We start from the raw sequence: 26654 nt of genomic DNA on the forward strand, positions 1-26654 counted from the left end.
GCCATCGAGCCGGAAGCCATCCTTGACGGTCGGTGAACGCACGCCTGTTCGGACGACGCTCATCATCTGATGTCGTCATTGTAGGACGAAGGACTTACCCGGGGCTTGTGTGGGCGCTTTAGCGTGGCGGCTGAGCACCGTCGCCATGATGCGTCCTCAGAGGCAATTCCGGCAGAAACAGCAGCGCGATCAACCCCAGCCCCACGATGGCGGTTCCGGTGGCAAAGGTCATGGCGATGGCGTGGCGATAAAGCGCTATTGCCGCGGCATGGGCTTCCGGCGACGCGGCGGCGAGCTGCCTGAGACCGCTTTCGGTCAGCGACGATATGTCGAGGCTGCCGGACGGGCCCGTCGCTTGCCGCACGCGATACGCCAGGATCGCACCGGAGCCGGTAACGCCGATAAGGCCACCGAGCGAACGGAAGAAGGCAAGCGTTGCCGTGCCGACGCCGCGATGAGCATAGGGCAGGGCGTTCTGTACGGCGATCGTCATATTCGGCATCACCAGGCCAAGTCCGAGACCAAGCGCGAAGACCGAAGGTTCGATAATGCCAAAGCCTTGGCTGGTGGCGGCCGCCCAGGCGAGCACTGCGAAGGCCAGCGTGGCGAGGCTGAGGCCGAAAAGCTGGGCCGGCTTGTAGCGACCGAAGCGTTGCAGCAGCACGCGGCCGTTGACCATGGAGGAGATGACCACGCCGATCATCAGCGGCCCGGTGAGGAGCCCGGAATGCGAGGGACTGACGCCCATCACCATCTGGAAGAACAGCGGGAAGAACAAGGTCGCCCCAAGCATGCCCATGGTGGTCAAGGCCAGCACGATGCAGGCGATGACGAACAGTTTGTTGCGGAAAAGGTCTGATGGCAATACCGGCTCCGGCTCGTGGCGGACATGAAAGACAAAGAGAATGCCGAGGATCAGAGCAGCGGTCACAAGACCGATGATCTGCGGTGAGTTCCACGCCCATTCATTGCCGCCGAGAGCGAGTGCCAGCAGGAAGCCCGTCGTGCATGCGGTCAGCAACACTGCGCCGAGATAATCGATGCGGCGGCTGCGTGCCTGATGCGGTCGCTTCAGGGCGCGGCCGATCATAACGAGCGCCACCGCGCCGATCGGCAAATTGACGTAGAAGATCCAATGCCAGGAGAGGAGATCGGTGATGATGCCGCCAACGATCGGGCCGAGGACGCTGCAGACGGCGAAGACGGCGACGATCGAACCTTGATTGCGGCCGCGCTTGGCCGGCGGCACGAGGTCGCCGATGATGATCTGCGCCAGTGGCAGCAGCCCGCCGGCGCCAAGTCCCTGAATGGCGCGGAAGATGATGAGTTGGAGCAGCGTCTGCGCCAGGCCGCTCAACACCGAGCCGAGGAGGAAGATGAGGATCGCCGCGTAGATCATGGGCTTGCGGCCATATTGGTCACTGAGCTTGCCATAAAGCGGCATCGTGCTGGTCGAGGCCAGCACATAGGCGCTGACTACCCAGGACAGATGCGTGACGCCGCCGAGATCGCTGACGATGCGCGGCAGGGCGGTTGCGACGATGCTCTGGTCGATGGCGCCGAGGCCAAGAACGATCATCAGGCCGAGAATGACGGCGCGAATTTCACGGCGATCGGGTGCCTCGCCTTCGGTCGGCGCCGGTTGCGGAGCGGCTTTTTGGATTTGTACGGTCATTGTCCGATGTCCCCAAGCGGGCCGATGGCCGCGCGAATGGCGGCGCGCGCCTCAGGCGATAATTTGGCGAGTTCGAAGGCGAGCCAGTCGGTCCGCCTCTGTTTTATGCCTTTGATCAGAGCCCGTCCCTTGTCCGTGGCGATCAGGCCGTTGCGTCGCCGGTCTTCGGGATCGGGCGCGGAGCGTGTGACGAGGCCTTCGCACTCCATCGCCTTGATGTGTCCCGATATCGTCGGTCCGCGCAGTTTCTCCAGCCGCGCCAGCTCCGCGACGCCAATGCCCGGCTGCCGCAGGATGGCGACGAGGAGAAGAGCCTGCAGCGGCGAGATACCGGGGTCTTCCACCTCGCGTCGCAGTTGCCGATAGAGGCGATGCAGGGCGGGGCGCAACGCTTCGGCGAGCGCCATTGCCTCTTCAAGTTCTTGGAGATGTCCGGTTTCGCGCATGTTCAAAAAAGATAGATAGGCTTCCTATCTATCTACATATCTTATGGTTGCGAGTTGCGCAAGCGATCGAATCCTTGAAAGGATCGCGTGAGACCTGAGAGGAGCCTGACGTGAAGCGATTTTTGATGGCGGCAACAGCCGCCGCCCGGAATGCCCCGCTTACCGTCTCGTCCATCGATCCGACCGGCGGTCCACGCGAGCAACACGCAGGGCGGTGATTTTTGCATGGGAGAAATCTCCTCCCTCGGGCGGGGAGGGATGCCCGTTACGCTATAACAGGTGCTGGCATCCTCAGCCCGGTCAGTTGCTCCGATACCTCCCAAAGACGCCGCCAGATCGCCTTGTCCTGCGCATACGGCACGATCTTGGCGCGGACGGGCGGCCCCTTCAATTCATAAAAGCCATTGGGACCGTACATGACGCCGCCCTCTGCACCGGGCGATGTAGCGGCGAAAAGCGTCGGCAACGCACCTGCTGCGGCGGATTGCGACAGGACCGGTTCCATCAACTTGCCGAACCGTTCAAGAAGGCCCGGCCTGTCGCGGCCCATGCGCGGGCCAGTGCTTTGCAGACCGGTAACTGCGAAACCTGGATGGGCGGCCGTGCTCATCAGGTTCCATTCCTGAGCGCGGGCGATCCGGTCGAGTTCGAGGCTGAACATCAGCGTCGCCAGCTTCGACTGGCAATAGGCGCGCCAGGAACTGTAGCTTTTCTTCCATTGCAGATCGTCGAAATTGATCTTGCCGCTGCGATGCGCCAGGCTGCTGACGGTAACCACACGTGGGTTCGTGGCGGCAAGGACTTTCGGCAGCAGCCGCATGTTCAAGGCAAAATGGCCGATATAATTGGCTCCCATCTGCATCTCGAAACCATCTTCCGTTTCATGCCTGTCCGGAATGGCCATAACGCCGGCATTGTTGATGAGAAGGTCGATCCGCGGCACGGAAGCCGTGATGCGCTTGGCGGCGCGGGCAACGGAATCGAGGCTGGCGAGATCGAGCGGCTCGAAGACGACGTCGGCGCCGGGTGTCGCGGCGCGAATCTCGGCCAGCACTTTGGCGCCTTTGCGTTCGTTGCGCGAGGCTATGATCACTTTGGCGCCGGCACCTGCCAGTGCTTTGGCGGTTTCATAGCCGATGCCGCTGGTGGCACCGGTAACGACGGCGACGCGGTCAGCCTGCGGGGGGATGTCTTTTACGGTCCAGTTTGGCATGAGGATCTCCGGGAGGAACTTGGATATTTCATACATGTAAATTATTGCACTTAACGCAAAAATACAACATATAAATAATTGCATTGCATACGGTCACCTAATGCGGTTTACAATCAGCAATATCGGCGCCGCAATTGCCCGCCCTGCCTTCGAATTGCCACGCTGCTCGGACCTGATCGCGTCATATTCGATATCTTTGCTTAGATTGGATTCTGAGATGACGGCTAAGACGACATGTGCCGATTTCGTTCAGTTCTTCCGCTCCTGGGTGCGCGATCCGAAGCGTGTCTCGGCGATTGCTCCGTCCGGCGAGCGATTGGCTCGATTGATGACGCAGGAGATCGAGCCGCTCGATGGTCCGATCCTTGAGCTCGGCCCCGGCACCGGCGTCTTCACACGCGCGCTGCTCGCCCGCGGCATTCCCGAGAGCGACTTGACGCTGATCGAATTCGGTGAGGAATTTGCCGTTCAGCTGCGCGGCCGCTTTCCCGAGGCGCGCGTGGTGCAAATGGATGCGGCGCAACTCGCCGAATGCGGCCTGTTTGCCGAAGCACCCTTCGGCGCCGTCGTCAGCGGCCTGCCGTTGCTTTCCATGTCTCCGGGCACGATTACCGCGATCGTCGGCGGCGCCTTTGCAACGATGAGGTCCGGCGGCGCCTTCTATCAGTTCACCTACGGCCCGCGCTGCCCGGTGCCGCGGTCAATCCTCGATCGTCTCGGCCTGAAAGCGGTGCGTGTCGGTGGCACAATACGCAACCTTCCGCCGGCCGGCGTCTACCGGATTTCGCGTGGAAAACCGTTGGAGATCTCGATCGACCGCTCCAAATATCCTAGCACGGAAGAGGATGCCGGAATCGCAGCCCATACTGCAGAAACCGGCGCGGCCGACGTGGGGCGGCCGGAGGCGGGTGCATAGCGGGGGCAGTTCATGGCGGATGTGAAAGAGATCGACGGCGAAGTGAAGGAAGGCCGGCGCGAGCGTAAGCGCCGCCAGACGCGCGAGCGCATCGAGGCGGTCGCCCTGACGCTGTTCCTCGAACGCGGCTTCGACGGCACGACGATCGAGGACATCACAGAAGCCGCCGATGTCTCCAAACGCAGCTTCTTCGATTATTTTCCGAGCAAGGAAGAGGTGGTCTTCGCCTGGCAGGACAGCTTTTCCGACGAACTGGCCGATGCCATCGCCGTGCAGCCCAAGGACGCGTCTATCGTCGAGGTGATTGAGGGCGCTCTGACCTCGGCACTGCTCGCCGCCTCTGCGGATCCTCAGCGTCTTGCCATAGCCGCCTTGATCCGCGATACGCCGGCGCTTTGCGCCCGCGATCAGTTGAAATATGCCAAGCTGGAAGGGAAGCTGACGGATGCGCTCTTGGCCCGCTCCGGCGGCGGCGAAGAGGAGCGGTTCCGCCTGCGCCTGCTGTCGGCGATTGTTGTCAGCACGCTGCGCATCGGTGGCGAGCGCTGGAGTGAAGGGCAGCAGGAGCTATCGTTACAGGATTTCGCCCGTCGCGTGTTCGAACAGCTCTGGACTGCGCTTGCCGATCTCGGCACGCAGCTGCGGCAACGCAACCCCAATTGCTGATTTCAGGTCAAGGCACCTGCCGTTTGTGGCGGTTCGACCTGCCGCCGATGGCGCAGGAAGTCGATCAACGCCCTGAGCTTCGCCGGCACGCGGCGGCGATCGGCATAATACAGCGTCAGGCCGGCGAGTGCCGGACTCCAGTCGGAGAGGATGCGCACCAGCCGGCCGTCGTCAAGAAAGCGGTCGATATAGCCGTTGATCATATAGGCGATGCCGATGCCGTCCAATGCAGCTTGCGTCAGCGCCGCGGAATCGTTGAGGATCAGCCGGCCGTTCACGGCAAGTTCGATCTTCTCGCCATCCTTCTCGAATTCCCAGCGCTCGACCTGCCCGCTGGAGGAATGGCGGAAGCCGATGCAATTGTGGTTGAGCAGATTGTGCGGATGTTTCGGCATGCCATAGCGCCCGAGATAGCTGGGCGCGGCGATGATATGGGCCGATATCGCCGGCCCGATCTTCACCGCCACCATGTCGCGCTGCACCAGATCCCCGAAGCGGATGCCGGCATCAAACCCCTGGCCGACGATATCGACCAACGAGCCCTCGATGCGCACCTCCAGTTCGATTTCCGGATAGGCGTCGAGGAAATCGCGCAGAATCGGCTGAAGCGCGATCATATAGCCGGCGCGCGCCACATTGATGCGCAGCAGCCCGGCCGGTCTGTCTACCGACTCGCCAAGCTCCTGGGCGGCGGCCGTCAGATCGTGCACCGCAGGTACGACGCGTTCGAGATAACGCAGGCCCGCCTCGGTCAGGCTGACGCTACGCGTGGTGCGGTTGAAGAGCGCAAGCCGCATCCGGCCTTCGAGCTTGCTGATCGACTGGCTGACCGCCGAGGGCGACACGCCGAGCCGCACCGCGGCCGCTGAAAAACTCTTTTCCTCCGCGACGATGACGAAGGTCACCAGTCCGTCCAACACGTCCTGCCGCATGAGCGCTCTCCGAACGATTCACTACTTCGCCCGAAATTAATCAGTTTTTCTAAAAAGGTCATCTCTGATTGATGAGATTATCGAAAATGTCGGCCTGGCCTATCTTGATCTCATTCAACAAGGAGACATTGCCATGTCCGATACCAAGACCCTTTTTATCACCGGCGTTTCCTCCGGCTTCGGACGGGCGCTCGCCGAGGCCGCCCTTGCCGGCGGCCATAAGGTTGTCGGCACGCTGCGCAAGGAAGCCGACCGAGCCGAGTTCGAAGCGTTGAAGCCGGGCTTCGCCTTCGGCAAGCTGCTCGATGTCACGAACACCGCTGCCATCGCGCCCGTCATCGCTGCGGTGGAGAAGGAGATTGGCGCGATCGACGTGCTCGTCAACAATGCCGGCTATGGTCACGAGGGCCTGGTCGAGGAATCGACGATCGACGAGCTGCGCCGCCAGTTCGAGGCCAACGTCTTCGGCCCCGTTGCCCTCATCCAGGCGGTACTGCCCTATATGCGCAAGCGCCGCGCCGGGCATATTCTCAACATCACCTCGATGGGAGGCATCATCACGCTTCCCGGCATTTCCTTCTATCACGGCAGCAAGTTCGCGCTGGAGGGCATTTCCGAAAGCCTCGGCAAGGAGGTCAAGAGCTTCGGCATCCATGTGACCGCCGTCGAGCCTGGCGGCTTCCGCACCGATTGGGCCGGCCGCTCGATGGTGCGCGCCGAGCGCTCGATATCAGATTATGACGAAGTCTTCGAGCCGCTGCGCCAGCGCCGCCTCGAACGCAGCGGCAAACAGCCCGGCGACCCGAAGAAAGCGGCACAAGTTATGCTGCAGCTCATTGCATCCGAAAACCCGCCGACCCATCTCCTGTTAGGCCGCGACGCCATCAGTCTCGTTCGCGAAAAGCTCGGCCTGCTGAAGAGCGAGTTCGACGCCTGGGAACAAGTCTCGGCTTCTACGGATTTCGATTAACGTCAACCAGACTATAGGGACGAAAACCATGTCAGATTTAAACGCAGCCAAGTCCGGTCAATTCAAGATCGGCGGGGATCTCACCGTCAACCGCCTCGGTTTCGGCGCCATGCGCATCACTGGCTCGGGCATCTGGGGCGAACCTGCGGATCACGCCGAATCCGTCCGTACTCTCAAGCGCCTGCCGGGGCTTGGTATCAACTTCATCGATACGGCCGATTCCTACGGTCCCGATGTTTCCGAACGTCTGATCAAGGAGGCTCTGCACCCCTATGGTGACAAACTTGTCATTGCCACCAAGGGAGGTCTGACCCGCACCGGTCCCGACGTGTGGATCCCTCTGGGCCGTCCGGAATATCTGATCCAGCAGGCGCATAAGAGTCTGCGCAATCTCGGTGTCGAGCAGATCGATCTCTGGCAGCTTCACCGCATCGACCCCAAGGTTCCGGCAGCCGAACAGTTCGATGCCGTCAAGTCGTTGCTCGACGCCAAGATCATCCGCCACGCGGGCCTCAGCGAAGTGTCGGTGTCCGACATCGAAGCCGCTTCGAAGCATTTCAAGGTGGCGACGGTGCAGAACCGCTACAATCTCGTCGACCGCACCAGCGAAGACGTGCTCGATTATTGCGCAAAGCACAATATCGGCTTCATCCCCTGGTTCCCGCTGGCTGCCGGCGATCTCGCCAAGGAGGGCTCGCTGCTGGATATCATCGCGAAGAAGCATGGCGCTGCTCCGAGCCAGATCGCGCTCGCCTGGGTCTTGAAGCGCAGCCCCGTCATGCTGCCGATCCCCGGCACCGGCAAGGTCAAACATCTCGAAGAGAATACGGCCGCGGTGAACATCACCCTGTCCGATGAGGAGTTTTCGGCGCTGGATGCCGAAGGCAAGAAGGCGTTTGCGTCTGCTTGATCTCTGCCTTGAATAGGCAAATGACAGAAGGGGCGGTCGATGACAAAGCGGCCGCCCTTATGCTTTGGTCATCTCCCTGATGACGCCGACAAATGCCTTCAGCCCTGCCGGTACATGGCGATGTCTCGGGTAGTACAGGCATATTCCCGGAAAGGGCGGAGTCCAGTCTTCCAGCAGGTGGATGAGCCTGCCGTCGGCGAGACCGGGTGCAGCGGTGCGTTCGGTCATGTAGCCGATACCGGCGCCGCCGAGCACGGCTTCCAGCATCAGCTCGGCGCTCTGCAGCGTCATCGGCCCTTGAACGTCGAGACGAATTTCCTGGCCGTGGCGTTCGAATTCCCAGCGATAGACCGTGCCGCTCGGCAGGCGCAGGCGGACACAATCATGCGCTAGCAGATCCTGCGGCGACTCCGGTCGCCCGCGTCTCTCGATATAGGAAGGGGCGGCGGTGACGATCAGGCGCTCCTCGGCCTTCAGCATTACGGCGACCATGTCCTGCGGCACGGTTTCGGCAATGCGGATGCCCGCATCGAAACCATCGGCAACGATATCGATCATCTTGCCCTCTGTGACGATGTCGACATGCACGTCGGGATAGCGCCGGTGAAATTCCAATAGGAAGGGCATCAGCAGTCCGCGCGCCGCGCCCTCGGCGGTGTTGATGCGCAGCGTTCCGATCGGCGTGGCGCGGAATTGATTGACTGCCTCCATCGCATCCGAAATCTCCCTGAGCGCCGGCCCCACCCGGCTCAGAAACTCCTCGCCCGCCTCCGTGAGCGAAACACTGCGAGTGGTGCGATTGAAGAGCTTCACGCCCATCCGCATCTCGAGCGTCGCGATCGCATGGCTGAGTGCGGAGGCCGACATGCCGAGTTCGCGGGCAGCGACGCGAAAATTCCGCGCTGCGGCAACGGCAGCCACGGCGTTGAGTTCCACAAGGCCGGCCTTCTGCCCAATTTTTCTCATTGTACGATTTCTCTCATCACGGCATGCCACAATATGCCGATTATTCGCATAGTCACAACGCATTATCTCTTGTCCGAAAGCGAATGCCGAAGCTCTGAGCATCTCATCAACTAAGGAATCAGGATCATGACAAAGACTGTTCTCATCACCGGCGCATCCTCCGGCATCGGTAAGGCGTCAGCCAAACTCTTCCATGGCAAGGGCTGGAACGTCGTCGCGACCATGCGCTCGCCTGACAAGGAGACCGAGCTGACAGCCCTCGACAATGTGCTGGTCACCCGGCTCGACGTCTCCGATCCGCAAAGCATAGCAGCCGCGGTCGCCGCCGGCATCGACCGCTTCGGCAGGATTGACGCCCTGGTCAATAATGCCGGCTACGGCCAATACGGCGTCTTCGAAGCCGTGCCGCCGGAAAAGATCAGGCAGCAGTTCGACGTCAATGTCTTCGGCGTCATGGACGTTACCCGCGCTCTTCTTCCGCATTTTCGCGCCAACAGATCGGGCGTTATCGTCAATGTCAGCTCAGGCGCTGGCCTCTTCACCCTGCCGATGATCTCGCTTTATTGCGCCAGCAAATTTGCGCTGGAAGGATTTACCGAAGCGCTGGCCTATGAGCTGCTGGACCTCAATATCGGCGTCAAGCTGGTCATTCCCCATGGTGGTGTCAGCGAAACCAGGTTCAGCGAGCGTTCCGCGGAGGACAATGCCCTTGCCGATGTGCCTGGCGATTATGCGCCGTTCATCGCCAATGTGGTGAAAGCCTTCGCCAATATGACCGCGGCCCGCACGATCACGTCCGCGGATGTCGCCGACGTCATCTACGAATCAGTGACGGACGGGAGCGATCGCCTGCGCTATCTCATCGGCGATGATGCCCGCGGATTCATCAGGGCACGCAACGAAATGACGGATCACGACTATGTGAATTTCATGCGCTCGTATTTTGCGGCTGTAAAATAGGCGCCGAAATGCTCGAACTGCAAGTGATATGCGGCATTTGCGGTCTATGAGGACGGAAGCTTTGCGTCCCATGCATTGCTGCATTGCGAAAGCCGGTCTATTAATGCCTGCCCGGCGGTTATATCTACTCCCTCGAAGGCAGCGCATCTCCTCCTCCCAGCGCTCCTTCATAGATTGGCAACACTCCTCCTCCTCCCAGTTGCCAATCAGGATCAAGAGCCCGATGCATCCTCCTCCCGCATCGGGCTCTTTTTATTTCCCCTGTTTCTCCAAATTCTCCCAGGCTATTTTCTTCCAACCCACCGTTGCGCCTTTGCCTCGCTGTGACGAATTAGCACTACATCACGTTGCGAAAATGGTGAACGTAGCTTGTGCCATGACCTTCCATGCTTAGAGTGACCGCCATATTGAAGCTGCGATGAAGAGGGTTGGCGCGATGCGGCGCATGGAAGATGCTGGCCAATGGCGGAAGACTTTCTTCCGGGCTATCGCAATCGTCGCGGCGCTCTCCTTGACAGCTTGCGGCGGCCGTCCAGTCGGTGTCATGCAGCCGGTTGTCGACAATGTTCCGGGTACCTCCAAGGTCGATCTACTGGTCGCCACCACCCGTCTGCCGGACAAGGACCCGGCGATCTTGTTTTCCGGAGAGCGCGGTCCTGGTCTGAAGGTGGATGCCGTCAGCGTCTCGATCCCGCCGGAGGCCAATCGCAAGGTCGGTCAGGTGCAGTGGCCGAGCCGGCTGCCCGGCGATCCCTTGAAGAATTTCGTCACCACTTCTGTGCAGCCGATGATGAGTGTGGCCGATAATCATGCCTGGCTGCGCGCGCATCTGCCAAAGAGCAAACGCGTGCTAATTTTCGTGCATGGTTTCAACAATCGCTACGAGGATTCGGTCTATCGCTTCGCGCAGATCGTCCATGATTCCCATGCCGATGTCGCGCCGGTCGTTTTCACCTGGCCGTCGCGCGCCAGCATTTTCGACTACGCCTACGACAAGGAGAGCGCCAACTATTCCCGCGATGCGCTGGAAGAACTGCTGCATCGCGCCGCTTCCAATCCCTCTGTCGGCGATGTCACCGTCATGGCTCACTCCATGGGCACCTGGCTCGCTGTCGAAGCTCTGAGGCAGATGGCGATCCGTGACGGCCGCGTCGCGCCGAAGATCAAGAACGTTATCCTCGCGTCTCCTGACCTCGACGTCGATGTCTTTGGTCAGCAATTTTCAGCGCTTGGCAAGGACCCGCCTCATTTCACCCTGTTCGTCTCGCGAGACGACCGGGCGCTGTCGCTGTCTCGCCGCATCTCCGGCAATGTCGACCGCCTCGGCCAGATCGACCCGACCGCCGAGCCCTATCGCAGCGAGCTTGAAAAGCACGGCATTACCGTGCTCGATCTCACCAAGCTCAAGACAGGCGACCGGCTGAACCACGGCAAATTCGCCGAGAGCCCGGAGGTGGTCAAGCTGATCGGCGACCGCCTGATCGAGGGCCAGACGATCACCGATTCCGATGTCGGCATCGGCGAAGCGGTCGGCGCAGTCGCCATCGGCGCGGCGCAGACGGTCGGCAGCGCGGCCAGTGTCGCCGTCAGTGCGCCGATCGCCATCTTCGATCCGCGCACGCGCGAGAATTACGGCGAGCAGATCCGCCGTCTCGGCGCATCTGCCGGCAATACCGTCGGTTCCGTTGGCGACAGCGTCCAGACGACCGGCAGCAACGTCGGCGCAGCGATCAGCCAATAGGTCGTTACGGGAAAGCCGCAAAAAAGATCGTAGCCACTCAAATCGATCTGATATATCACAGAGTCGGGATGTCGGACCGGGCCGCTTGGGAGCGGTCCGCGGCCGTGCGATATTCCGCAGGTGGATTTGAGGATGAACGAAAGTAAGCGGACGGTCATCGTTGTCGGTGCCGGCATTATTGGCGCGGCGATCGCCTTCGAATTGCAGCGGCGCGGACGGCAGGTGACGCTGGTGGACAAAGGCGAGCCGGGGGAGGGTGCTTCCTTCGGCAACATGGCGAGCATCGCACTCGATTTCGTCGCCAATTCCCGTCCGTCCACGTGGCGCAAGGTTCCTGGCTGGCTGCTGGACCCCGAAGGCCCTGTTTGGCTCAGGCCCTCCTATGCGCCGAAGATGCTGCCTTGGTTCCTGCGCTTCGCCGCCGCCGGTCGGCCCTCTCGCGTGAGGGAGATCGAAGATGCCGGTATGAGCCTGTCCCGTCATGCACTCGGCGATTTCAGGAGGATGCTCGAAGCCATCGGCGCGCCGGATCTGATGACGGAAGAAGGCTGCCTGGCCATCTACGAGACCGAGTCGGAGTTTACCGGCGATCGCGGCCATATCGAGCTGATGCGGCGCTACGGTTTCGAGCACAAGGTTCTCTCCGGCACGGAAATTCGCGACTACGAGCCGGCGCTGTCGCCGAAAATTACCAAGGCGGTGCTGCTGCCCGACAATAAGTCGATTCGCAATCCCTATCAGCTCGTCCTCAAGCTGGTGGAGGCTGCAAAGGTTCGCGGAACCACATTCGCCTCCGGCGCTGTCCGGACCGTGGAACGTCAGGCAAATGGGGCCATGACCGCCCTTTTCGAAGATGGAAGGCGGCTGGAGGCGAACGATGTCGTGCTCGCCGCAGGCGTCCGCACACGCTTCATCGCCTCTGCACTTGGCGAACCGATCCCGCTCGAGACCGAGCGCGGCTATCATACGCAAATCATGAAGCCCGGCATTGCCATGCGTTATTCAATCATCTGGCCGCATCGTGCCTTCATGGTGACCCCAACGGCCGGTGGCATTCGCGTCGGCGGCAATGTCGAATTGGCCGGCCTCGATGCGCCTCCGGATTTTCGTCGTCCCCGCATCCTCGTCCGTCATGCCCAGCGGGCGCTGCCGGGTCTGCAGGTGGAAGACGCCAAGGACTGGATGGGCCATCGCCCGGCGCTGCCCGACACGATCCCGATCATCTCGCCTTCCTCGCGCGTACCTGGTGTCTGGTACGCCACCGGCCACGGCCATCTGGGACTGACTTTTTCGGCGACGACAGCAAGGTTGATGGCCGATATGATGACCGGCGTCACGCCCGAGGTCGACATGACCCCGTTCCGCATCAATCGCTATTAGGAGGAAACAGATGTCCGAAACCGAAAAGCCCGTTGCGCTGATCACCGGCGGCGGCCGCGGCATGGGTGAAGCAATTGCGCGCGAACTCTCCGCCAGCGGCTATCGTCTGGCGCTGATGTCGCCTTCGGAAAGCTGCGAGAAACTGGCCTCCGAACTCGGTGGCGTCGCTTCGCGCGGTGTCGCGGAAAAGGCGGAGGATATCCAGGCGATCTTCGACCTTACGATGAAGAGCTACGGTCGCATCGACGCCGTGGTCAACCATACCGGCCATCCGCCAAAGGGCGATCTGCTCGACATCTCCGACGAGAGCTGGACGCTCGGATCCGACATGATGATCCTGTCGCTGGTGCGCACGGCAAGGCTGGTGACGCCTGTCATGCTGAAACAGGGCAAGGGCGCCTTCGTCAACATCACGACTTTTGCCGCCTACGAGCCGTCGCTGGTCTTCCCGGTCTCCTGCACCTACCGCGCCGCCGCCGGCGCCTTCACCAAGCTCTATTCGGATCGTTATGCTGCCGACAATATCCGCATGAACTGCATCCTGCCCGGCTATATCGACAGCTTGAACCATAAGCCGGAAACCGCCGATAAAGATGGGATGGTTGCCGCCCTCCCCCAACGGCATCGCAATGTGCCAGGATGGTGGTTCGTTAGGGCCACCGAGCGGAGAGGACGGCGGAATGTACGATACTATGATTGGCATTGATCTGGCAAAAAATGTATTTCAGCTTCACGGGGCATCGATGATGGGGGAAGTGAAGTTCCGCAAGAAAATTGGCCGCGTGCAATTTCTCAGGTTTATGGAAGCGCAGCCGCCATGCGTCGCGGTTATGGAGTCGTGCGGTAGCGCGCATTTCTGGGCGCGCGAGCTGGTGAAGCTTGGACATGCAGTCAAGCTAATCGCCCCGCAATATGTGCGGCCCTTTGTCAAAAGGCAGAAGAATGATGCTGCAGATGCCGAGGCGATTGTCACTGCCGCGCAGCGTCCCGAAATGCGCTTTGTCGAACCAAAGACGGAAGCTCAGCAAGCACGAGCGATCTTATTCCGCGCACGCGAGCGCATCGTCCATCAGCGCACCGAACTGGTCAATGCTTTGCGCGCCGTGCTCTACGAATACGGTCATGTCGTTCCGTTGGGGATCAGTCATATCAAGCGTATCGAGGCCATTCTCGATGAAATAGGCAATGATCTGCCTCAGCTCGTCCAGGAAGAGTGCCGCGATCTTTTGGCTCAGATTGCGGAGAAGACCGCCAGGATCGATGATAAGACAAAGAAAATTGGAGAGGTCGCCAAGCAGACGGATATCGCGCAGCGGCTTCAGACCATGCCCGGCGTCGGCCCGATGACGGCAATGGCCGTTGAAGCCTTCGCGCCGGCAATGAGAAGCTTCCGTCGCGGCCGTGATTTTGCGGCATGGCTTGGTCTTGTCCCAAAACAGTTTTCCTCCGGCGGGAAAGAGCGCCTTGGCCGCGTTTCCAAAGCTGGGCAGGCCGACATTCGCAGGTTGCTGATCATTGGCGCGATGTCGCGCATCACATGGATGGGTCGTAAACGGATTGCTGACGGTTCGTGGCTGGCCCGGATGCTGGCAAGAAAGCCGCGCATGCTGGTGGCGATCGCTCTCGCAAACAAGATGGCGCGGGCGATCTGGGCCATGCTGGCGAAGGGTGAAAATTATCGAGTTCCGGCGTCGGGCATGGCTGTATGAACTTCATGCAGAGCATGCCTGAGTAACGCAGGGAGACGGGTGTGAGAAGGCAATGACCAGAATGGGCGCATGATCGAACCGATCGGGACGGGAAAACCAGTTTGGCACTTTGAGCATGCAAGCTCGGAATTAAGATTTGGACCCGCTCCGCAGATCACCATACCGGCCGGCGGCCTTTGGAAGCGTCGCAACGAAAGGCCTGACAGAAGACCGCACTCGATCACACGCACAAAAGGTCAGAAACTTCTTGCAAAACGGGCGGCAACCACAGAAGTGCCAATGAAGCGCATCGGCCTGATGAGCGAGATCGCCAAGACCGCGGCGTTCCTGCTCTCCGACGGCGCAGGCTATATCACAGGCCAGAATATCCGCGTCGACGGCGGCATCACCCGTCACGTTTGATTGGAGTTATCGACATGAGATGGAAGCGTACGATCCAGTTGCTGGACGTTCATTGCGAAGGCGAAATCGGCAAAGTCGCGATCGGCGGCGTGCCTAAGATCCCGGGCAATAGCATCGCCGAGCAGCTGCATTGGCTGAACACCGATCCGAAGGGCCAGGAGCTGCGTCGCTTCCTGGTGCTCGAGCCGCGGGGCGCGCCGATCGGCTCCGTCAACCTGCTGCTGCCAGCAAAACATCCGGAAGCCGATGCCGGCTTCATCATCCTGCAGCCGGATCAGGCGCACGCGAGCTCCGGCTCCAATTCCATCTGCGTGACGACGGCGCTGCTCGAATCCGGCATCGTCGAGATGAAGGAGCCGGAAACGGTCGTCACGCTCGACACTGCCGCCGGTCTGGTACGGGCAACTGCGACCTGCCGCGACGGCCGCTGCGAGAAGGTCCGACTCACCATGGTTCCGTCCTTCGTGCATGAGCTCGATGTCGAGCTCGACACGCCGCAATGGGGCAAAATCAAGCTCGATCTCTGCTATGGCGGCATCTTCTATGCGCTCGTCGATGTCGGCCAGATCGGTTTGACGATCGAAAAGGCCAATGCGGCAGCTCTCGTTCAGGCAGGCATGGTTCTCAAGGATGCGATCAATCGGACGATGTCCGTGGTTCACCCGGAGATCCCGGCAATCTCGGGTGTCGCTTATGTGATGTTCCGCGACATCGATGCCGATGGCGCCATCCGCACCTGCACGACCATGTGGCCCGGCCGCGCCGACCGCTCGCCCTGCGGCACCGGTAACTCCGCCAATCTGGCGACGCTGCACGCCCGCGGCAAGGCCAAGGTCGGCGATGTCTTCAAATCCCGCTCGATCATCGGCTCGGAATTCGAGGTCGGCTTGCAGGCGGTGACGGAAGTTGCCGGCAAGCCGGCCATCATCCCCACCATCACCGGCCGCGGCTTCACCTTCGGTCTGTCGCAGGTGGCACTTGATCCCTTCGACCCGATGGCCAATGGCTTTGCCATGACGGATGTCTGGGGGCCGTCGGCGGGGGAGATTTGAGGGTAGTCGGCAACGTTGCCATAGCGCCGTTTCGAGAGCTCGGCGGCCCCTCACCCTAGAGCGTTTCCGTTTTTAGCTGAATCGGAAGGGATTCCGTTTTTGCTTGTTTTGTGATTCAAGATGTTGGCTGGAGTGGAGGCCAGCATCAGATGACTCGACCTCTTTCAAATGATCTTCGTAAGCGTGTTGTTGATGCGATCGAGGCCGGCGAGAGCTGCCGGTCGGTGGCGGCACGGTTCGGTATTGCGGTGTCTTCAGCGGTGAAGTGGTCTCAGCGTTATCGTTCGAGCGGATCCGTCGCGCCCGGGAAGATGGGTGGTCACCGCAAGCGTGTTCTGGAGCCGTACCGGGCGTTTATCGCAGAGCGGATCAACCAGACGCCGCATCTGTCACTGCACGGGTTGAAGGAAGAGTTGGCCGCACGAGGGGTGAAGGTGTCCCACGATACCGTATGGCAGTTCCTGCGGCGCGAAGGGCTGCGGTTCAAAAAAAACACTGTTCGCCCTTGAGCAGGCGCGTGCCGACATAGCGCGGCGACGACAGCGCTGGCGGTCCTGGCAGGCCGGTCTCGATCCAAGACGGCTGGTCTTCATCGACGAAACCTGGATCAAGACCAACATGGCGCCGCTTCGAGGCTGGGGGGCGAGGGGCAAACGCCTGCGCAGCTTCGCCCCGCACGGCCATTGGCGCACCCTGACTTTCCTCGGCGCGCTGCGCTGCGATCGGCTCGCCGCACCTTGTGTCTTCGATGGACCGATCAACGGTCAGTGCTTCCGTGCCTATGTCGAGCAACAACTCCTACCGGTGCTCGAACCCGGCGACATCGTCGTGATGGATAACCTCGGTTCCCACAAGTCGGTCGCCATCCGTCAGATGATCCGCAACGCCGGTGCACGGCTCTGGTACCTGCCGCCCTATTCACCCGACCTCAATCCGATTGAGCAGGCCTTCGCCAAAATCAAGCACTGGATGCGCTTGGCTCAGAAGCGAACCATCGATGACACGTGGCGTCACATCGGACAACTCGTTACAACAATCCAGCCCAACGAATGTAGCAACTACTTCGCCAATGCCGGCTACGCTTCCGTCAAAACCTGAAAGGCTCTAGCCCTCTCCCCGTCTTGACGGGGAGAGGGGACGACCTGCCAGTTGGCGTCTAAGCAATTGGCTGGAAGGTAGGCTGCGAGCACGCCCATCCCCTTCTCCCCGCGAGCGGGGAGAAGGTGGCCGACAGGCCGGATGAGGGGCTTTTTTGGCATGCGCCCTCACTATGCCTTCGGATAGATCACGCCCTTGCGTAGAATGATATTCCCATAAAGCCGCAGCTCGCTGGTCTGCACCAGTGCATGTGCCTGCTTTACCCGCTCGTAGAATTCCGCCGGTAGCAGCGGCACGACCTTGATGTCCGGAACATGCCGGGCACAAACGTCGATCATTTCGGCGTGCACCGGATCAACAGCGTCGCGGTCCTGCTTGACAGTCGCGCGGAAAATCGCCTGCGGTACGAAATCGTCGATCGGCAAAACGCTGAGCACGGCATCGAGCACCCGGATGACGCCGTGGCCATCGAGGCGGATCAGACGGCGGGCATGTTCGAGACCCGGATAATTGCCGTCGACGAGGGCGATTTCATCGCCGTGGCCCATAGCGCGCAACGTCGCCAGCAGGTCGGGGCTCAATAACGGGTCAATGCCCTTCAGCATGCTCTATCTCCTTGAAGAGGATGTTCTGGTCGATGAGGTAGCGCGCGAAGATCGGCAGGCTGGCACCGCCGATGGCACGCGCCTGCGGCCCGACCGCTCCTTCGATAATTTCGGGCATGACGACGCCCTGAAGGTCGAGATCCGAGGCCGCTTTGATGGTGGCGCGTACGACCCGTTCGCGCACCCAGCCCGGAAAACCGCCGTCGATGATGGCGGCGCTGAAATCGATGATGGAGGCAGCGGCAACGATTGCCTGCGCCAGCGCCTTGGCCGTATCTTGGATCCAGGTTTCGAGGGGCGCACCGAAATCGATCCAATTGTCAGCGGAATACCAGAGCGGCCGAGGATCGAAGCCGGCCTGCCGCAAGTAATTTTCAAGAACGTAGATCGAAGCGATATCGAGCAGCTGCCGGGTTTCGCCGTTGCGTCCGCGCACAGGCAGGGGGCCGAGCGCGCCTGCCGTTCCGGTCCGCCCGACGAAGATCGAGGAATTCAGAACGATACCGCCGCCGAGGAAGGAACCGATGAAAAGATAGACGAAATCCGGATAGCGCGGGCCAACGCCGAAGACAAGTTCGGCCCCGCAGGCGCTGGTGGCGTCGTTCTGCAGATAGACGAGATAGGGCACGCGCGCAGCGACTTCCGCCTGCAAGTCGAAGCCGCGCCAGGCCTCCATCGCTCCCTCAGGCGCGCCGACTTCCTCCGCCCAGTTCCAGAGCTCGAACGGGGCAGCGATGCCGACGCCGGCAAGCTTGCGGCGTTCTTCACTGCTGAGGCGTGCTTCAAGCTCCTGAATGCCTGATGTGACGAAGGACATGATGTCCTGCGGCAGCGGGTAGGGGTAGATTTGGTGGAGCTGCATCCGTATGCGCCCGACGAAATCCATCAGCACGAGATCAGCACTTCGCCGGCCGATCTTGACACCGAAGGAGAGCACCGCATCCGGATTGAGTCGCATCGGAATGGAAGGCTGCCCCACGCGCCCGCGCACGGGCTCGCCGCGCGACAGCAGCCCATCCTTCTCCAGCGCCCGCATGATGACGGAGACCGTCTGCGCCGACAAGCCGCTGCGCCGGGCGATTTCCGCCTTCGACAGGGCGCCGTGGCGGCGGACGAGCGACAGCACCAGCCGTTCGTTGTGCGCGCGGACGCGAACCTGATTCGCGCCGCCGCTGGGGTCAAGAATCAAGGGTGATGTTGGCGTATCTGCCGGGTCTTGCAGGGGAGACATTGGCCTGCTCCTTCCATCATGGCCATGCCCTATTTTCCAGCAAAATGCCACATCCAATTAATAATTCAATCCGATTTATTTATTGACAGGACGAAATCTTTAGGTTCAGATGTGCGCGTTGGAGGACGTGAGCATGGCCTTGGAGGCGGCCTATTCGGCAAAAAATCTAAGCAGACATGACGCGTCCTAGATACGGGCTCAGCGCGAGTCCGGGGCAGCCGGGAAGTTCCGGCCTATTCAAATTTTGGGAGGATTGAATGAAGAAATCTGTTGTTTCCGCAGCACTCGCCGCTCTGGCGATCGGCGTCGCCTTTGCCGCACCGGCCAAGGCTGCCGACGTTTCCGCCTGCCTGATTACCAAGACGGACACGAACCCCTTCTTCGTCAAGATGAAGGAAGGTGCTACCGCCAAGGCCAAGGAACTCGGCGTGACGCTGAAGGCCTATGCGGGCAAGATCGATGGTGACAGCGAAAGCCAGGTCGCTGCCGTTGAAAGCTGCATCGCCGAGGGCGCCAAGGGCATTCTGATCGCCGCCTCCGATACGAAGGGCATCGTTCCGACGATCAAGAAGGCGCGTGACGCGGGCCTCCTGGTCATCGCGCTCGACACGCCGCTGGATCCGGCTAACGCCGCCGACGCGACCTTCGCAACGGATAATCTGCTCGCCGGCAAGCTGATCGGGGAGTGGGCCAGAAAGACGCTTGGCGACAAGGTGAAGGACGCCAAGGTCGGCTTCCTCGACCTGACGCCGTCGCAGCCGACCGTCGACGTATTGCGCGACCAGGGCTTCATGATTGGCTTCGGCATCGATCCGAAGGATCCGAACAAGATCGGCGACGAAACCGATCCGCGCATCGTCGGTCATGACGTTACCAACGGCAACGAGGAAGGCGGCCGCAAGGCCATGGAAAACCTTCTGCAGAAGGACTCCAGCATCAACGTTATCCACACGATCAACGAGCCGGCCGCTATCGGTGCCTATCAGGCCCTGAAGGCTGTCGGGCTGGAAAAGCAGGTCCTGATCGTTTCGGTTGACGGCGGTTGCCCCGGCGTTAAATCGGTGAAGGATGGTGTCATTGGCGCAACCTCGCAGCAATATCCGCTGATGATGGCCGCTCTCGGCGTAGAAGCGATCAAGAAGTTCGCCGACACCGGCGAAAAGCCGAAGCCGACCGAAGGCAAGTCCTTCTTCGACACCGGTGTCTCGCTGGTGACGGACAAGCCGGTTTCCGGCCTGAAGTCGATCGACACCAAGGAAGGCACGGCGAAGTGCTGGGGCTAAGCCCCATCCAGGGTTTGGCATGATCTTATCCGAAGAACCGCGTCATACTTCTTGCTGATGCGGTCCTTCGGTCTGGGATCATGCCGTCACCATACAACGGCCGGCCGGGTTTGAGCCCCGGCCGGTTTCAACCCCGGCGGTTTCCGCGTAGTTCGGCGCGGTTGCGGAGGAAAACAATGACCGGAGCACAGGAATTCGAGCGTGTTCTCGACGGCAGCGACAAGAACGTCGCCTCGTTTGAACACCAGGATGTCACTCTTCTCAAACGCACACAGCATTTCTTGCATTCGACACCGGCCGCTGTGCCGTTGATCGTATTGGTGGTGGCAATCATCATCTTCGGCATTGCCATCGGCGGGCGCTTCTTCTCCGCCTACACGCTGACACTCGTCCTGCAGCAGATCGCCATCGTCGGCATTCTCGGCGCGGCGCAGACGCTGGTCATTCTGACCGCCGGCATCGATCTTTCGATCGGCGTGATCATGGTCATTTCCGCCGTCATCATGGGCAACTGCGCCATAACCTACGGCATGCCGACGCCGATTGCTATTCTTGCCGGCATGGCCGCGGGCGGCGTCTGCGGGCTGCTCAATGGTTTCCTTGTCGCCAATATGAAGCTGCCGCCCTTCATTGTGACGCTCGGTACTTGGAACATCGTCATGGCGACGAATTTCATCTATTCCGCCAATGAGACCATCCGCGACACGGATGTCGACGAACAGGCGCCGCTCCTGCATTTCTTCGCGATCAGCTTCCGGCTTGGCGGCGCGGTGCTGACCCTCGGCGTCATTGCCATGGTGCTGCTGGTGGTAGGCCTATGGTATGTTCTCAATCACACGGCCTGGGGTCGGCATGTCTATGCTGTCGGCGATGATCCGGAAGCGGCAAAATTGTCCGGTATCCAGACCAAGAAGGTGCTGCTTGCCGTCTACGGCGTTTCGGGATTGATCGCGGCGTTTGCCGCCTGGGTCTCGATCGGCCGCAACGGCTCGATCTCGCCATCCTCGGCTGTAACTGATTTCAATCTTCAGGCGATTACCGCGACTGTGATCGGCGGCATCTCGCTCTTCGGCGGCCGCGGTTCGATCCTTGGTACGCTGTTCGGTGCGATGATCGTCGGCGTGGTGTCCATGGGCCTCAACATGCTCGGAGCCGATCCGCAGTGGAAGGTTCTTTTGACGGGCGTCCTGATCATCGGCGCCGTCGCGATCGATCAATGGATCAGAAAGGTGTCGGCATGACCACGACTGGCGAACCTCTTCTCACGGCGCGCGGCCTCGTCAAGCGTTATGGACGCGTGACCGCCCTGGACAATGCCGATTTCGACCTCTACCCCGGTGAAATCCTTGCCGTCATCGGTGATAACGGCGCCGGCAAATCCTCGCTGATCAAGGCGATTTCCGGCGCGACGACGCCCGACGAGGGCGAGATCAGGCTGGACGGGAAACCTGTCCACTTCAGGTCGCCGATGGAAGCGCGCGAGGCTGGTATCGAGACGGTGTATCAGAACCTGGCGCTGTCGCCGGCGCTCTCGATCGCGGACAATATGTTCCTCGGCCGCGAGATCCGCAAACCCGGCATCCTTGGTTCCTGGTTCCGCATGCTCGATCGGCCGGCGATGGAAAAGCGCGCTCGTGACAAGCTCACCGAACTTGGCCTGATGACGATCCAGAACATCAACCAGGCGGTGGAAACGCTCTCTGGCGGCCAGCGCCAGGGTGTGGCGGTGGCGCGTGCTGCTGCCTTTGGCTCGAAGGTGGTCATCATGGACGAGCCGACGGCAGCCCTTGGCGTCAAGGAAAGCCGCAAGGTGCTGGAGCTTATCCTTGACGTGCGTGCCCGCGGCTTGCCGATCGTGTTGATTTCGCACAATATGCCGCATGTCTTCGAGGTGGCGGACCGCATTCATATCCATCGCCTCGGGCGTCGTCTGACCGTGATCAACCCCAAGGAATATTCCATGTCCGATGCCGTTGCCTTCATGACCGGCGCCAAAGCACCGCCGGCGGAGACTGTCGCTGCATGACATCTGCGACTGAGGCACTTGCCGACGAGATCATTGCGCGCGCCGGCAGTGCCAAACGATTCCTGGTCGCGATCGCCGGCCCGCCCGGCGCCGGAAAATCGACCTTGGCCGACAATCTGGCCAAGGTATTGCATGCCAAGGGCGAGAGCGTCGAAGTTCTGCCGATGGACGGCTTCCATATGGACAATGCCGTGCTGATTGAAAAGGGACTGCTGGCACGCAAGGGCGTGCCGGAAAGTTTCGACGTTCGGGCATTTATCGATATCGTCAAGGCAGTGCATGCAGCCGATCAAGAGGTGCTGGTGCCGGTCTTCGATCGTTCGCGCGAGATCGCCATCGCGTCGGCCCGCATTGTGTCGCCCGATCATCGCTTCATTATCGTCGAGGGGCTCTACCTGCTGTTCAGCGAAGGCAAGTGGGCGGAACTCGAGGGCATTTTCGATTATACGGTCATGCTGGCGCCGCCGATTGAGGTGCTGGAGGAGCGGCTGTGGCAGCGTTGGCGGGGCTATAATCTCACCGAGGAAGCGGCGAGCGCCAAGGTTTACGGCAATGATTTGCCCAACGGTCGCCGCGTCCTTGAAAACCGCCGCAGGGCCGATACCACCATCGATATCGTCCAGGACTGATATCGAGCTGGCATTTCCGCCCCATCTTCGATTGTTTTGCGGCATAGGATGGTGCTATCGAGGCTCGACGATACCAGACGAGTCCAGAGGTCGCTGCCATGCAAAAGCTCACCATCCGCCGCCCCGATGATTGGCATCTGCATCTGCGCGACGGCGCCATGCTGGAAGGTGTGATCGGTGATACCGCCAGGCATTTCGCCCGCGCCATCATCATGCCGAATCTGGTGCCGCCCGTCGTCACCACTGCGGATGCGACCGCCTATCGCGAACGCATCCTGAAGGCATTGCCGGCGGGCCACCGTTTCCAACCGCTGATGACGCTTTATCTCACCGAGCACACCGATCCCGACGATGTCGAGGAGGGCAAGAGAAGCGGTCTTATCACCGCCGTTAAACTCTATCCCGCCGGTGCGACGACCAATTCCCACGGCGGCGTGCGGCACATGGAGAAGGCGATGCCGGTGCTGGAGCGCATGGCCAAGATCGGGCTGCCGCTCTGCGTGCATGGCGAGGTGACGACGCCGGATGTGGACATTTTCGACCGCGAGGCCGTTTTCATTGAAACCGTGCTCGATCCGCTGCGTCGGCGCCTGCCCGAACTGAAAGTCACGATGGAGCATGTGACGACATCCGACGGCATCGACTACATCAAGTCGGCAAAGGCCAATCTCGCTGGCTCAATCACCACGCACCATCTGATCATCAATCGCAATGCCATCCTTGTCGGCGGTATTCGGCCTCATTATTATTGCCTGCCGGTCGCCAAGCGCGAAAGCCACCGCCTGGCGCTGCGCGCAGCTGCCGCGAGCGGCGACGCCCGGTTTTTCCTCGGTACCGATTCCGCGCCGCATGTCGATCCGCTGAAGGAATGCGCCTGCGGCTGCGCCGGCATCTACACATCGATCAACACGATGAGCTGTCTGGCGCACGTCTTCGAACAGGAAGGCGCGCTCGACAAACTCGAGGCCTTCGCCTCGCTCAACGGCCCGGCCTGGTATGCGCTGCCGGTGAATGAGGACCGGATTACACTGGTTCGCCGCGCAGAATCGGTGGCCTTTCCCGACAAGATCGAAACCCGGGCAGGCCCCGTTACTGTATTCGACCCGATGTTCCCCTTGCATTGGGATGTCGAGAGCTGAGTAGAGCGATTTAGTACACCAATAAATAGTATTTTTATCTGAAAATTCTGGGAGTACTGTCGGGGCATATTTCGTTGAAATACATGATCTTTACCGGACCCCGTAACCAATTTGATACCCCTTGAAGGATAGCGTAATGCTAATCCCCAACGGTGCGGAATGAAGCCGTCGAAGGAAGAGCATGGAGCTTGACTATAATTCTCTTCTGCTGGCCCTGGGCGTTTCTGCATCCTGTCTCGCGGTGACGCTGGGTGGAAGCTGGTTTTCCCGCCGGCCGGAGACGTTCCTGCTGACCTGTTCCGCTGGCCTTGTACCGATCGTTGCAGGCATTTTCAGCTATGGCGCCTATGTCGACAAGCCGCGGCTGACACTCGCCATCCTGACCTTCGTTCTGTTTTTTATCGGCTTTTCGACTATTTGGGCGGCGGGATACCAATTCCGCATGCGCCGGTTTTCCAAGACGCGCGTTGTGCTGGGAAGCCTGACCGGCATTGCGGCCTCTGTGCCGGCCATGCTTGCCGGTTATGATGGCCTCGCTTTCATCGGCGACAACTCGGTCGTCGCGGTGCTGCTACTGCTGACGGCGCGCGAATATTGGCTGAGCCGCCAGGAGGCACCCACGCCGCTCTACGGGATTACCGCGCTTTATACGTTGACCGCCATCTCATTTGTGCTGTGTGCGGGAGTCCTGATCTGGAACGGCAGCCTCGTGCTCGGCCATGCGCCGGATAATTGGGCCGAGGATTTCAGTCTTGCCATCTGCATTGCCGGCATGACCGGCATCGGTGCCTTGTCGCTTGCGCTGCATCACTGGCGTCAGGCGGCGCATCACCGCCTTGAGGCGATCACCGATCAGCTGACCGGATTGCTCAACCGCCGCGCGCTCTTCGATCTCTATGGCCAACGCCCTTTCGGCCCGTCGATGGCAGTGGTCGTCTTCGACGTCGACCGCTTCAAGTCCGTCAACGACCAACATGGCCATGCCGCCGGCGACGTCGTGCTGAAGCTTTTTGCCCAGGAATTGTCGAGCGGTCTGCGGGCCTCCGACACCGTGGCCCGTCTTGGCGGCGAGGAATTCGCGCTTGTACTCGATAACGCTCTGCCGGGCCGGGCAGAGCAGATCGCCGAGCGGGTGCGCACCGCTTTTGCTGCCCGCGAGGTCGCCGTGGAAGGTAAGTCTTTCACCTGCACGGTCAGCGCCGGCATCGCGCTCGGCACCGCCGAGGGCATCGGTTTCGATGCCGTCCTCAGCACTGCCGACAAGGCGCTTTATGTGGCCAAGCGCAACGGCCGAAACCGTGTCGAAATTGCCGTCCATCTGCATGCCGTCCCGCCGGACGTCTCCCGCACGGCATCTTGATGATTAGCTAAAAGAGAGCTCGGACGAAAGCGCAGGCGGCCAGCAGGGACGCCGCCGTGCGCACATGGTTCCATCTTGTCCACTCGCTGAGATAGGTGGTCCATAACTGGGCTGCCTCCGCAGTGCGGCCATCGATCTTATCCAGGGCATCGTTCAAAGGAACATTGAAGACGATCGTCGACAGGAAGGTGGTGACGATATAGAGCACCGCCCCGGCAATCATCAGGATACTGACGCCGCCCCGCCAATACACGATCGCCATCACCGCAATGAACACCGACAGCGCGACAGTCAGAAGAAACACCACCATGAACGGCGAGCGCAGGATCGTCGTGTTGATCGACTGCATGGCAGCGATGCCCTGATCGGCGGGAAGCCTGGCGAAGGCCTGCATGATGAACGTTGAGAAGGCGAAAAAGATGCCGGCGATGAGACCGCTGCCGAGTGCGGCGGCGATGAGGGCGATATTTGTGATCGGGTAGGTCATGGCTGCACACTCCAGATGCCGGTTGCGGCGGTTTCACGTACATAGTCGGAAAAATCCCGAGGCGGCCTCCCGAGGACCTGTCGAACGCCATCCATGACGTCTGAATTGCGGCCATCCAGAACCTGCGTAAAAAGCTCATGCAAAAGATCGGTCGTCTCTGGCGGCAGACCCGCTGCCGTCATCTCGGCGATGAAGGCATCTACCGGGACCGTCTCATACTCAATGGCCCGGCCGGAAGCCGCCGCGATCTCGGAAACGGCATCGCGAAACGTCAGGGAACGGGGTCCCGTCAGCTCATAGGTTTGATTGCGATGGTGAGGGTTGGTCAGAATCTCGACCGCCACGTCGGCAAGATCGTCGGCATCGACGAAGGGCTCAGGCACGTCGCCGACCAGCAACGCCAGCTTTCCTTGGCGAAGCCCGTCCAGAAAGGCGCCTTCGCTGAAATTCTGGTTGAACCAACTGGCGCGGAGCACGGTGTAATCCACACCCACCGCCTTCAGCCCGTTCTCGCTGAGGACGGCCCCATCCTCGCCACGGCCGGAGAGCAGCACGATGTGCCCGACACCCGCGTTAGCTGCCGTCTCCGCGAAGGCCGATATGGCTTCGGCTGCCCAGGCGACGGAAAGATCCGGCTGGAAGGTGACATAAGCGGCGGAAACGCCGGTCAACGCTGCGTGCCACGTACTGCTGTCCTGCCAATCGAAGCTGGGTGTGGTTGAGCGCGAAGCTGCGCGGCCATCGATGCCGCGATCTTTCAGACGCTTGGCGACACGGTTGCCGGTTTTTCCCAATCCGCCGATGATGGCGACTGTTGAAATACGCATGTCAGGCTCCTCTCATCTGAAATGTGATAAA

26 protein-coding genes and 1 pseudogene are annotated in these 26654 nt (G+C 60.7%); 18 read left to right on the forward strand and 9 right to left on the reverse strand.

The features are described from left to right. Positions 1–118 precede the first annotated feature (118 nt). From CCGE525_RS03345 to CCGE525_RS03355, 3 genes are all read right to left on the reverse strand, one after another. Complete coding sequence (locus CCGE525_RS03345; protein ID WP_120703046.1) at positions 119–1675, reverse strand: MDR family MFS transporter; 1557 nt, start codon at positions 1673–1675, stop codon at positions 119–121. Continuing rightward, complete coding sequence (locus CCGE525_RS03350; protein ID WP_245472080.1) at positions 1672–2082, reverse strand: MarR family winged helix-turn-helix transcriptional regulator; 411 nt, start codon at positions 2080–2082, stop codon at positions 1672–1674. The genes CCGE525_RS03345 and CCGE525_RS03350 overlap by 4 nt, the downstream gene beginning before the upstream one ends. A 304-nt stretch (positions 2083–2386) precedes the next feature. Beyond that, entirely contained in the window at positions 2387–3334 is a 948-nt protein-coding gene (locus CCGE525_RS03355; RefSeq protein ID WP_120706228.1) for an SDR family oxidoreductase, read from the reverse strand. Positions 3335–3551: 217 nt separating this feature from the next. Between CCGE525_RS03355 and CCGE525_RS03360 the strand changes: the two genes are divergently transcribed. Further along, complete coding sequence (locus CCGE525_RS03360; RefSeq protein ID WP_120706229.1) at positions 3552–4250, forward strand: class I SAM-dependent methyltransferase; 699 nt, start codon at positions 3552–3554, stop codon at positions 4248–4250. Between the two features lie 12 nt (positions 4251–4262). Then, on the forward strand, positions 4263–4916 hold the full coding sequence (locus tag CCGE525_RS03365) for a TetR family transcriptional regulator (RefSeq protein WP_120703048.1): 654 nt from the start codon (positions 4263–4265) through the stop codon (positions 4914–4916). A 2-nt stretch (positions 4917–4918) separates the two neighbouring features. Here CCGE525_RS03365 and CCGE525_RS03370 read toward each other — a convergent pair whose 3' ends face one another. After that, a complete protein-coding gene (locus tag CCGE525_RS03370; RefSeq protein ID WP_120703049.1) occupies positions 4919–5848 on the reverse strand; it encodes a LysR family transcriptional regulator in 930 nt (309 codons plus the stop codon). Positions 5849–5981: 133 nt separating this feature from the next. On the opposite strand from CCGE525_RS03370, the gene CCGE525_RS03375 reads away from it, so the two are divergent. After that, positions 5982–6818: an oxidoreductase gene (locus CCGE525_RS03375; RefSeq protein ID WP_120703050.1), complete on the forward strand. Its 837-nt coding sequence runs from the start codon at positions 5982–5984 to the stop codon at positions 6816–6818. Between the two features lie 28 nt (positions 6819–6846). Further along, positions 6847–7728, forward strand: a complete 882-nt coding sequence (locus tag CCGE525_RS03380) for an aldo/keto reductase (protein ID WP_120703051.1) — start codon at positions 6847–6849, stop codon at positions 7726–7728. 57 nt (positions 7729–7785) lie between these two features. Here the strand turns inward: CCGE525_RS03380 and CCGE525_RS03385 are convergent, their stop codons facing one another. Next, the gene (locus CCGE525_RS03385; RefSeq protein WP_120703052.1) at positions 7786–8694 is read right to left on the reverse strand and encodes a LysR family transcriptional regulator; all 909 of its coding nucleotides are present in this window, start codon (positions 8692–8694) and stop codon (positions 7786–7788) included. A 126-nt stretch (positions 8695–8820) separates the two neighbouring features. On the opposite strand from CCGE525_RS03385, the gene CCGE525_RS03390 reads away from it, so the two are divergent. From CCGE525_RS03390 to CCGE525_RS03425, 8 genes and pseudogenes are all read left to right on the forward strand, one after another. Continuing rightward, positions 8821–9654, forward strand: coding sequence for an SDR family oxidoreductase (locus CCGE525_RS03390; protein WP_120703053.1), 834 nt, complete (start codon positions 8821–8823; stop codon positions 9652–9654). 436 nt (positions 9655–10090) lie between these two features. After that, a complete protein-coding gene (locus tag CCGE525_RS03395) occupies positions 10091–11395 on the forward strand; it encodes an alpha/beta hydrolase (RefSeq protein ID WP_120706230.1) in 1305 nt (434 codons plus the stop codon). Between the two features lie 132 nt (positions 11396–11527). Further along, entirely contained in the window at positions 11528–12775 is a 1248-nt protein-coding gene (locus tag CCGE525_RS03400; RefSeq protein WP_120703054.1) for an NAD(P)/FAD-dependent oxidoreductase, read from the forward strand. A 10-nt stretch (positions 12776–12785) separates the two neighbouring features. Continuing rightward, entirely contained in the window at positions 12786–13481 is a 696-nt protein-coding gene (locus CCGE525_RS03405; RefSeq protein ID WP_342637433.1) for an SDR family NAD(P)-dependent oxidoreductase, read from the forward strand. Further along, entirely contained in the window at positions 13456–14484 is a 1029-nt protein-coding gene (locus tag CCGE525_RS03410; protein ID WP_120703055.1) for an IS110 family RNA-guided transposase, read from the forward strand. The genes CCGE525_RS03405 and CCGE525_RS03410 overlap by 26 nt, the downstream gene beginning before the upstream one ends. A 270-nt stretch (positions 14485–14754) precedes the next feature. Then, positions 14755–14886 (forward strand): annotated as a pseudogene (locus CCGE525_RS03415) (SDR family oxidoreductase); the annotation flags it as partial. A gap of 14 nt (positions 14887–14900) precedes the next feature. Next, positions 14901–15938, forward strand: a complete 1038-nt coding sequence (locus CCGE525_RS03420; protein ID WP_120703056.1) for a 4-hydroxyproline epimerase — start codon at positions 14901–14903, stop codon at positions 15936–15938. 149 nt (positions 15939–16087) lie between these two features. Then, positions 16088–17036, forward strand: a protein-coding gene (locus CCGE525_RS03425) for an IS630 family transposase (RefSeq protein WP_120703057.1) whose coding sequence is annotated in 2 segments (ribosomal slippage) — positions 16088–16423 and positions 16425–17036 — 948 coding nt in all. Because the reading frame shifts where the segments join, the coding sequence is not laid out codon by codon here. Positions 17037–17206: 170 nt separating this feature from the next. Here CCGE525_RS03425 and CCGE525_RS03430 read toward each other — a convergent pair. Next, entirely contained in the window at positions 17207–17641 is a 435-nt protein-coding gene (locus tag CCGE525_RS03430; RefSeq protein WP_120703058.1) for an RbsD/FucU family protein, read from the reverse strand. Beyond that, on the reverse strand, positions 17625–18872 hold the full coding sequence (locus CCGE525_RS03435; RefSeq protein ID WP_120703059.1) for an ROK family transcriptional regulator: 1248 nt from the start codon (positions 18870–18872) through the stop codon (positions 17625–17627). The genes CCGE525_RS03430 and CCGE525_RS03435 overlap by 17 nt, the downstream gene beginning before the upstream one ends. Positions 18873–19129: 257 nt before the next feature. Between CCGE525_RS03435 and CCGE525_RS03440 the strand changes: the two genes are divergently transcribed. The 6 genes from CCGE525_RS03440 to CCGE525_RS03465 all read left to right on the forward strand — a co-directional run bounded on the left by CCGE525_RS03440 (position 19130) and on the right by CCGE525_RS03465 (position 25309). Further along, positions 19130–20155 carry a sugar ABC transporter substrate-binding protein gene (locus CCGE525_RS03440; protein ID WP_120703060.1) on the forward strand — a complete coding sequence of 342 codons (1026 nt, stop codon included), beginning with the start codon at positions 19130–19132 and terminating at the stop codon, positions 20153–20155. 176 nt (positions 20156–20331) lie between these two features. After that, a complete protein-coding gene (locus tag CCGE525_RS03445) occupies positions 20332–21396 on the forward strand; it encodes an ABC transporter permease (protein ID WP_120703061.1) in 1065 nt (354 codons plus the stop codon). Next, on the forward strand, positions 21372–22181 hold the full coding sequence (locus CCGE525_RS03450; RefSeq protein WP_205587422.1) for an ATP-binding cassette domain-containing protein: 810 nt from the start codon (positions 21372–21374) through the stop codon (positions 22179–22181). The genes CCGE525_RS03445 and CCGE525_RS03450 overlap by 25 nt, the downstream gene beginning before the upstream one ends. Further along, positions 22178–22810: a nucleoside triphosphate hydrolase gene (locus tag CCGE525_RS03455; protein ID WP_120703062.1), complete on the forward strand. Its 633-nt coding sequence runs from the start codon at positions 22178–22180 to the stop codon at positions 22808–22810. Before CCGE525_RS03450 ends, CCGE525_RS03455 begins: the two co-directional genes overlap by 4 nt. 98 nt (positions 22811–22908) lie before the next feature. Further along, on the forward strand, positions 22909–23949 hold the full coding sequence (gene pyrC / locus CCGE525_RS03460; RefSeq protein WP_120703063.1) for a dihydroorotase: 1041 nt from the start codon (positions 22909–22911) through the stop codon (positions 23947–23949). A gap of 181 nt (positions 23950–24130) precedes the next feature. After that, positions 24131–25309 (forward strand): GGDEF domain-containing protein, encoded by a 1179-nt coding sequence (locus CCGE525_RS03465; protein ID WP_120703064.1) that lies wholly within the window; start codon positions 24131–24133, stop codon positions 25307–25309. A gap of 7 nt (positions 25310–25316) precedes the next feature. Here the strand turns inward: CCGE525_RS03465 and CCGE525_RS03470 are convergent, their stop codons facing one another. Then, a complete protein-coding gene (locus tag CCGE525_RS03470) occupies positions 25317–25796 on the reverse strand; it encodes an anthrone oxygenase family protein (RefSeq protein ID WP_120703065.1) in 480 nt (159 codons plus the stop codon). Further along, complete coding sequence (locus tag CCGE525_RS03475; RefSeq protein WP_120703066.1) at positions 25793–26623, reverse strand: Rossmann-fold NAD(P)-binding domain-containing protein; 831 nt, start codon at positions 26621–26623, stop codon at positions 25793–25795. The genes CCGE525_RS03470 and CCGE525_RS03475 overlap by 4 nt, the downstream gene beginning before the upstream one ends. Positions 26624–26654 lie beyond the last annotated feature (31 nt).

The organism is Rhizobium jaguaris (assembly GCF_003627755.1).
In the GTDB taxonomy this organism is placed as follows: Bacteria; Pseudomonadota; Alphaproteobacteria; order Rhizobiales; family Rhizobiaceae; genus Rhizobium; species Rhizobium jaguaris.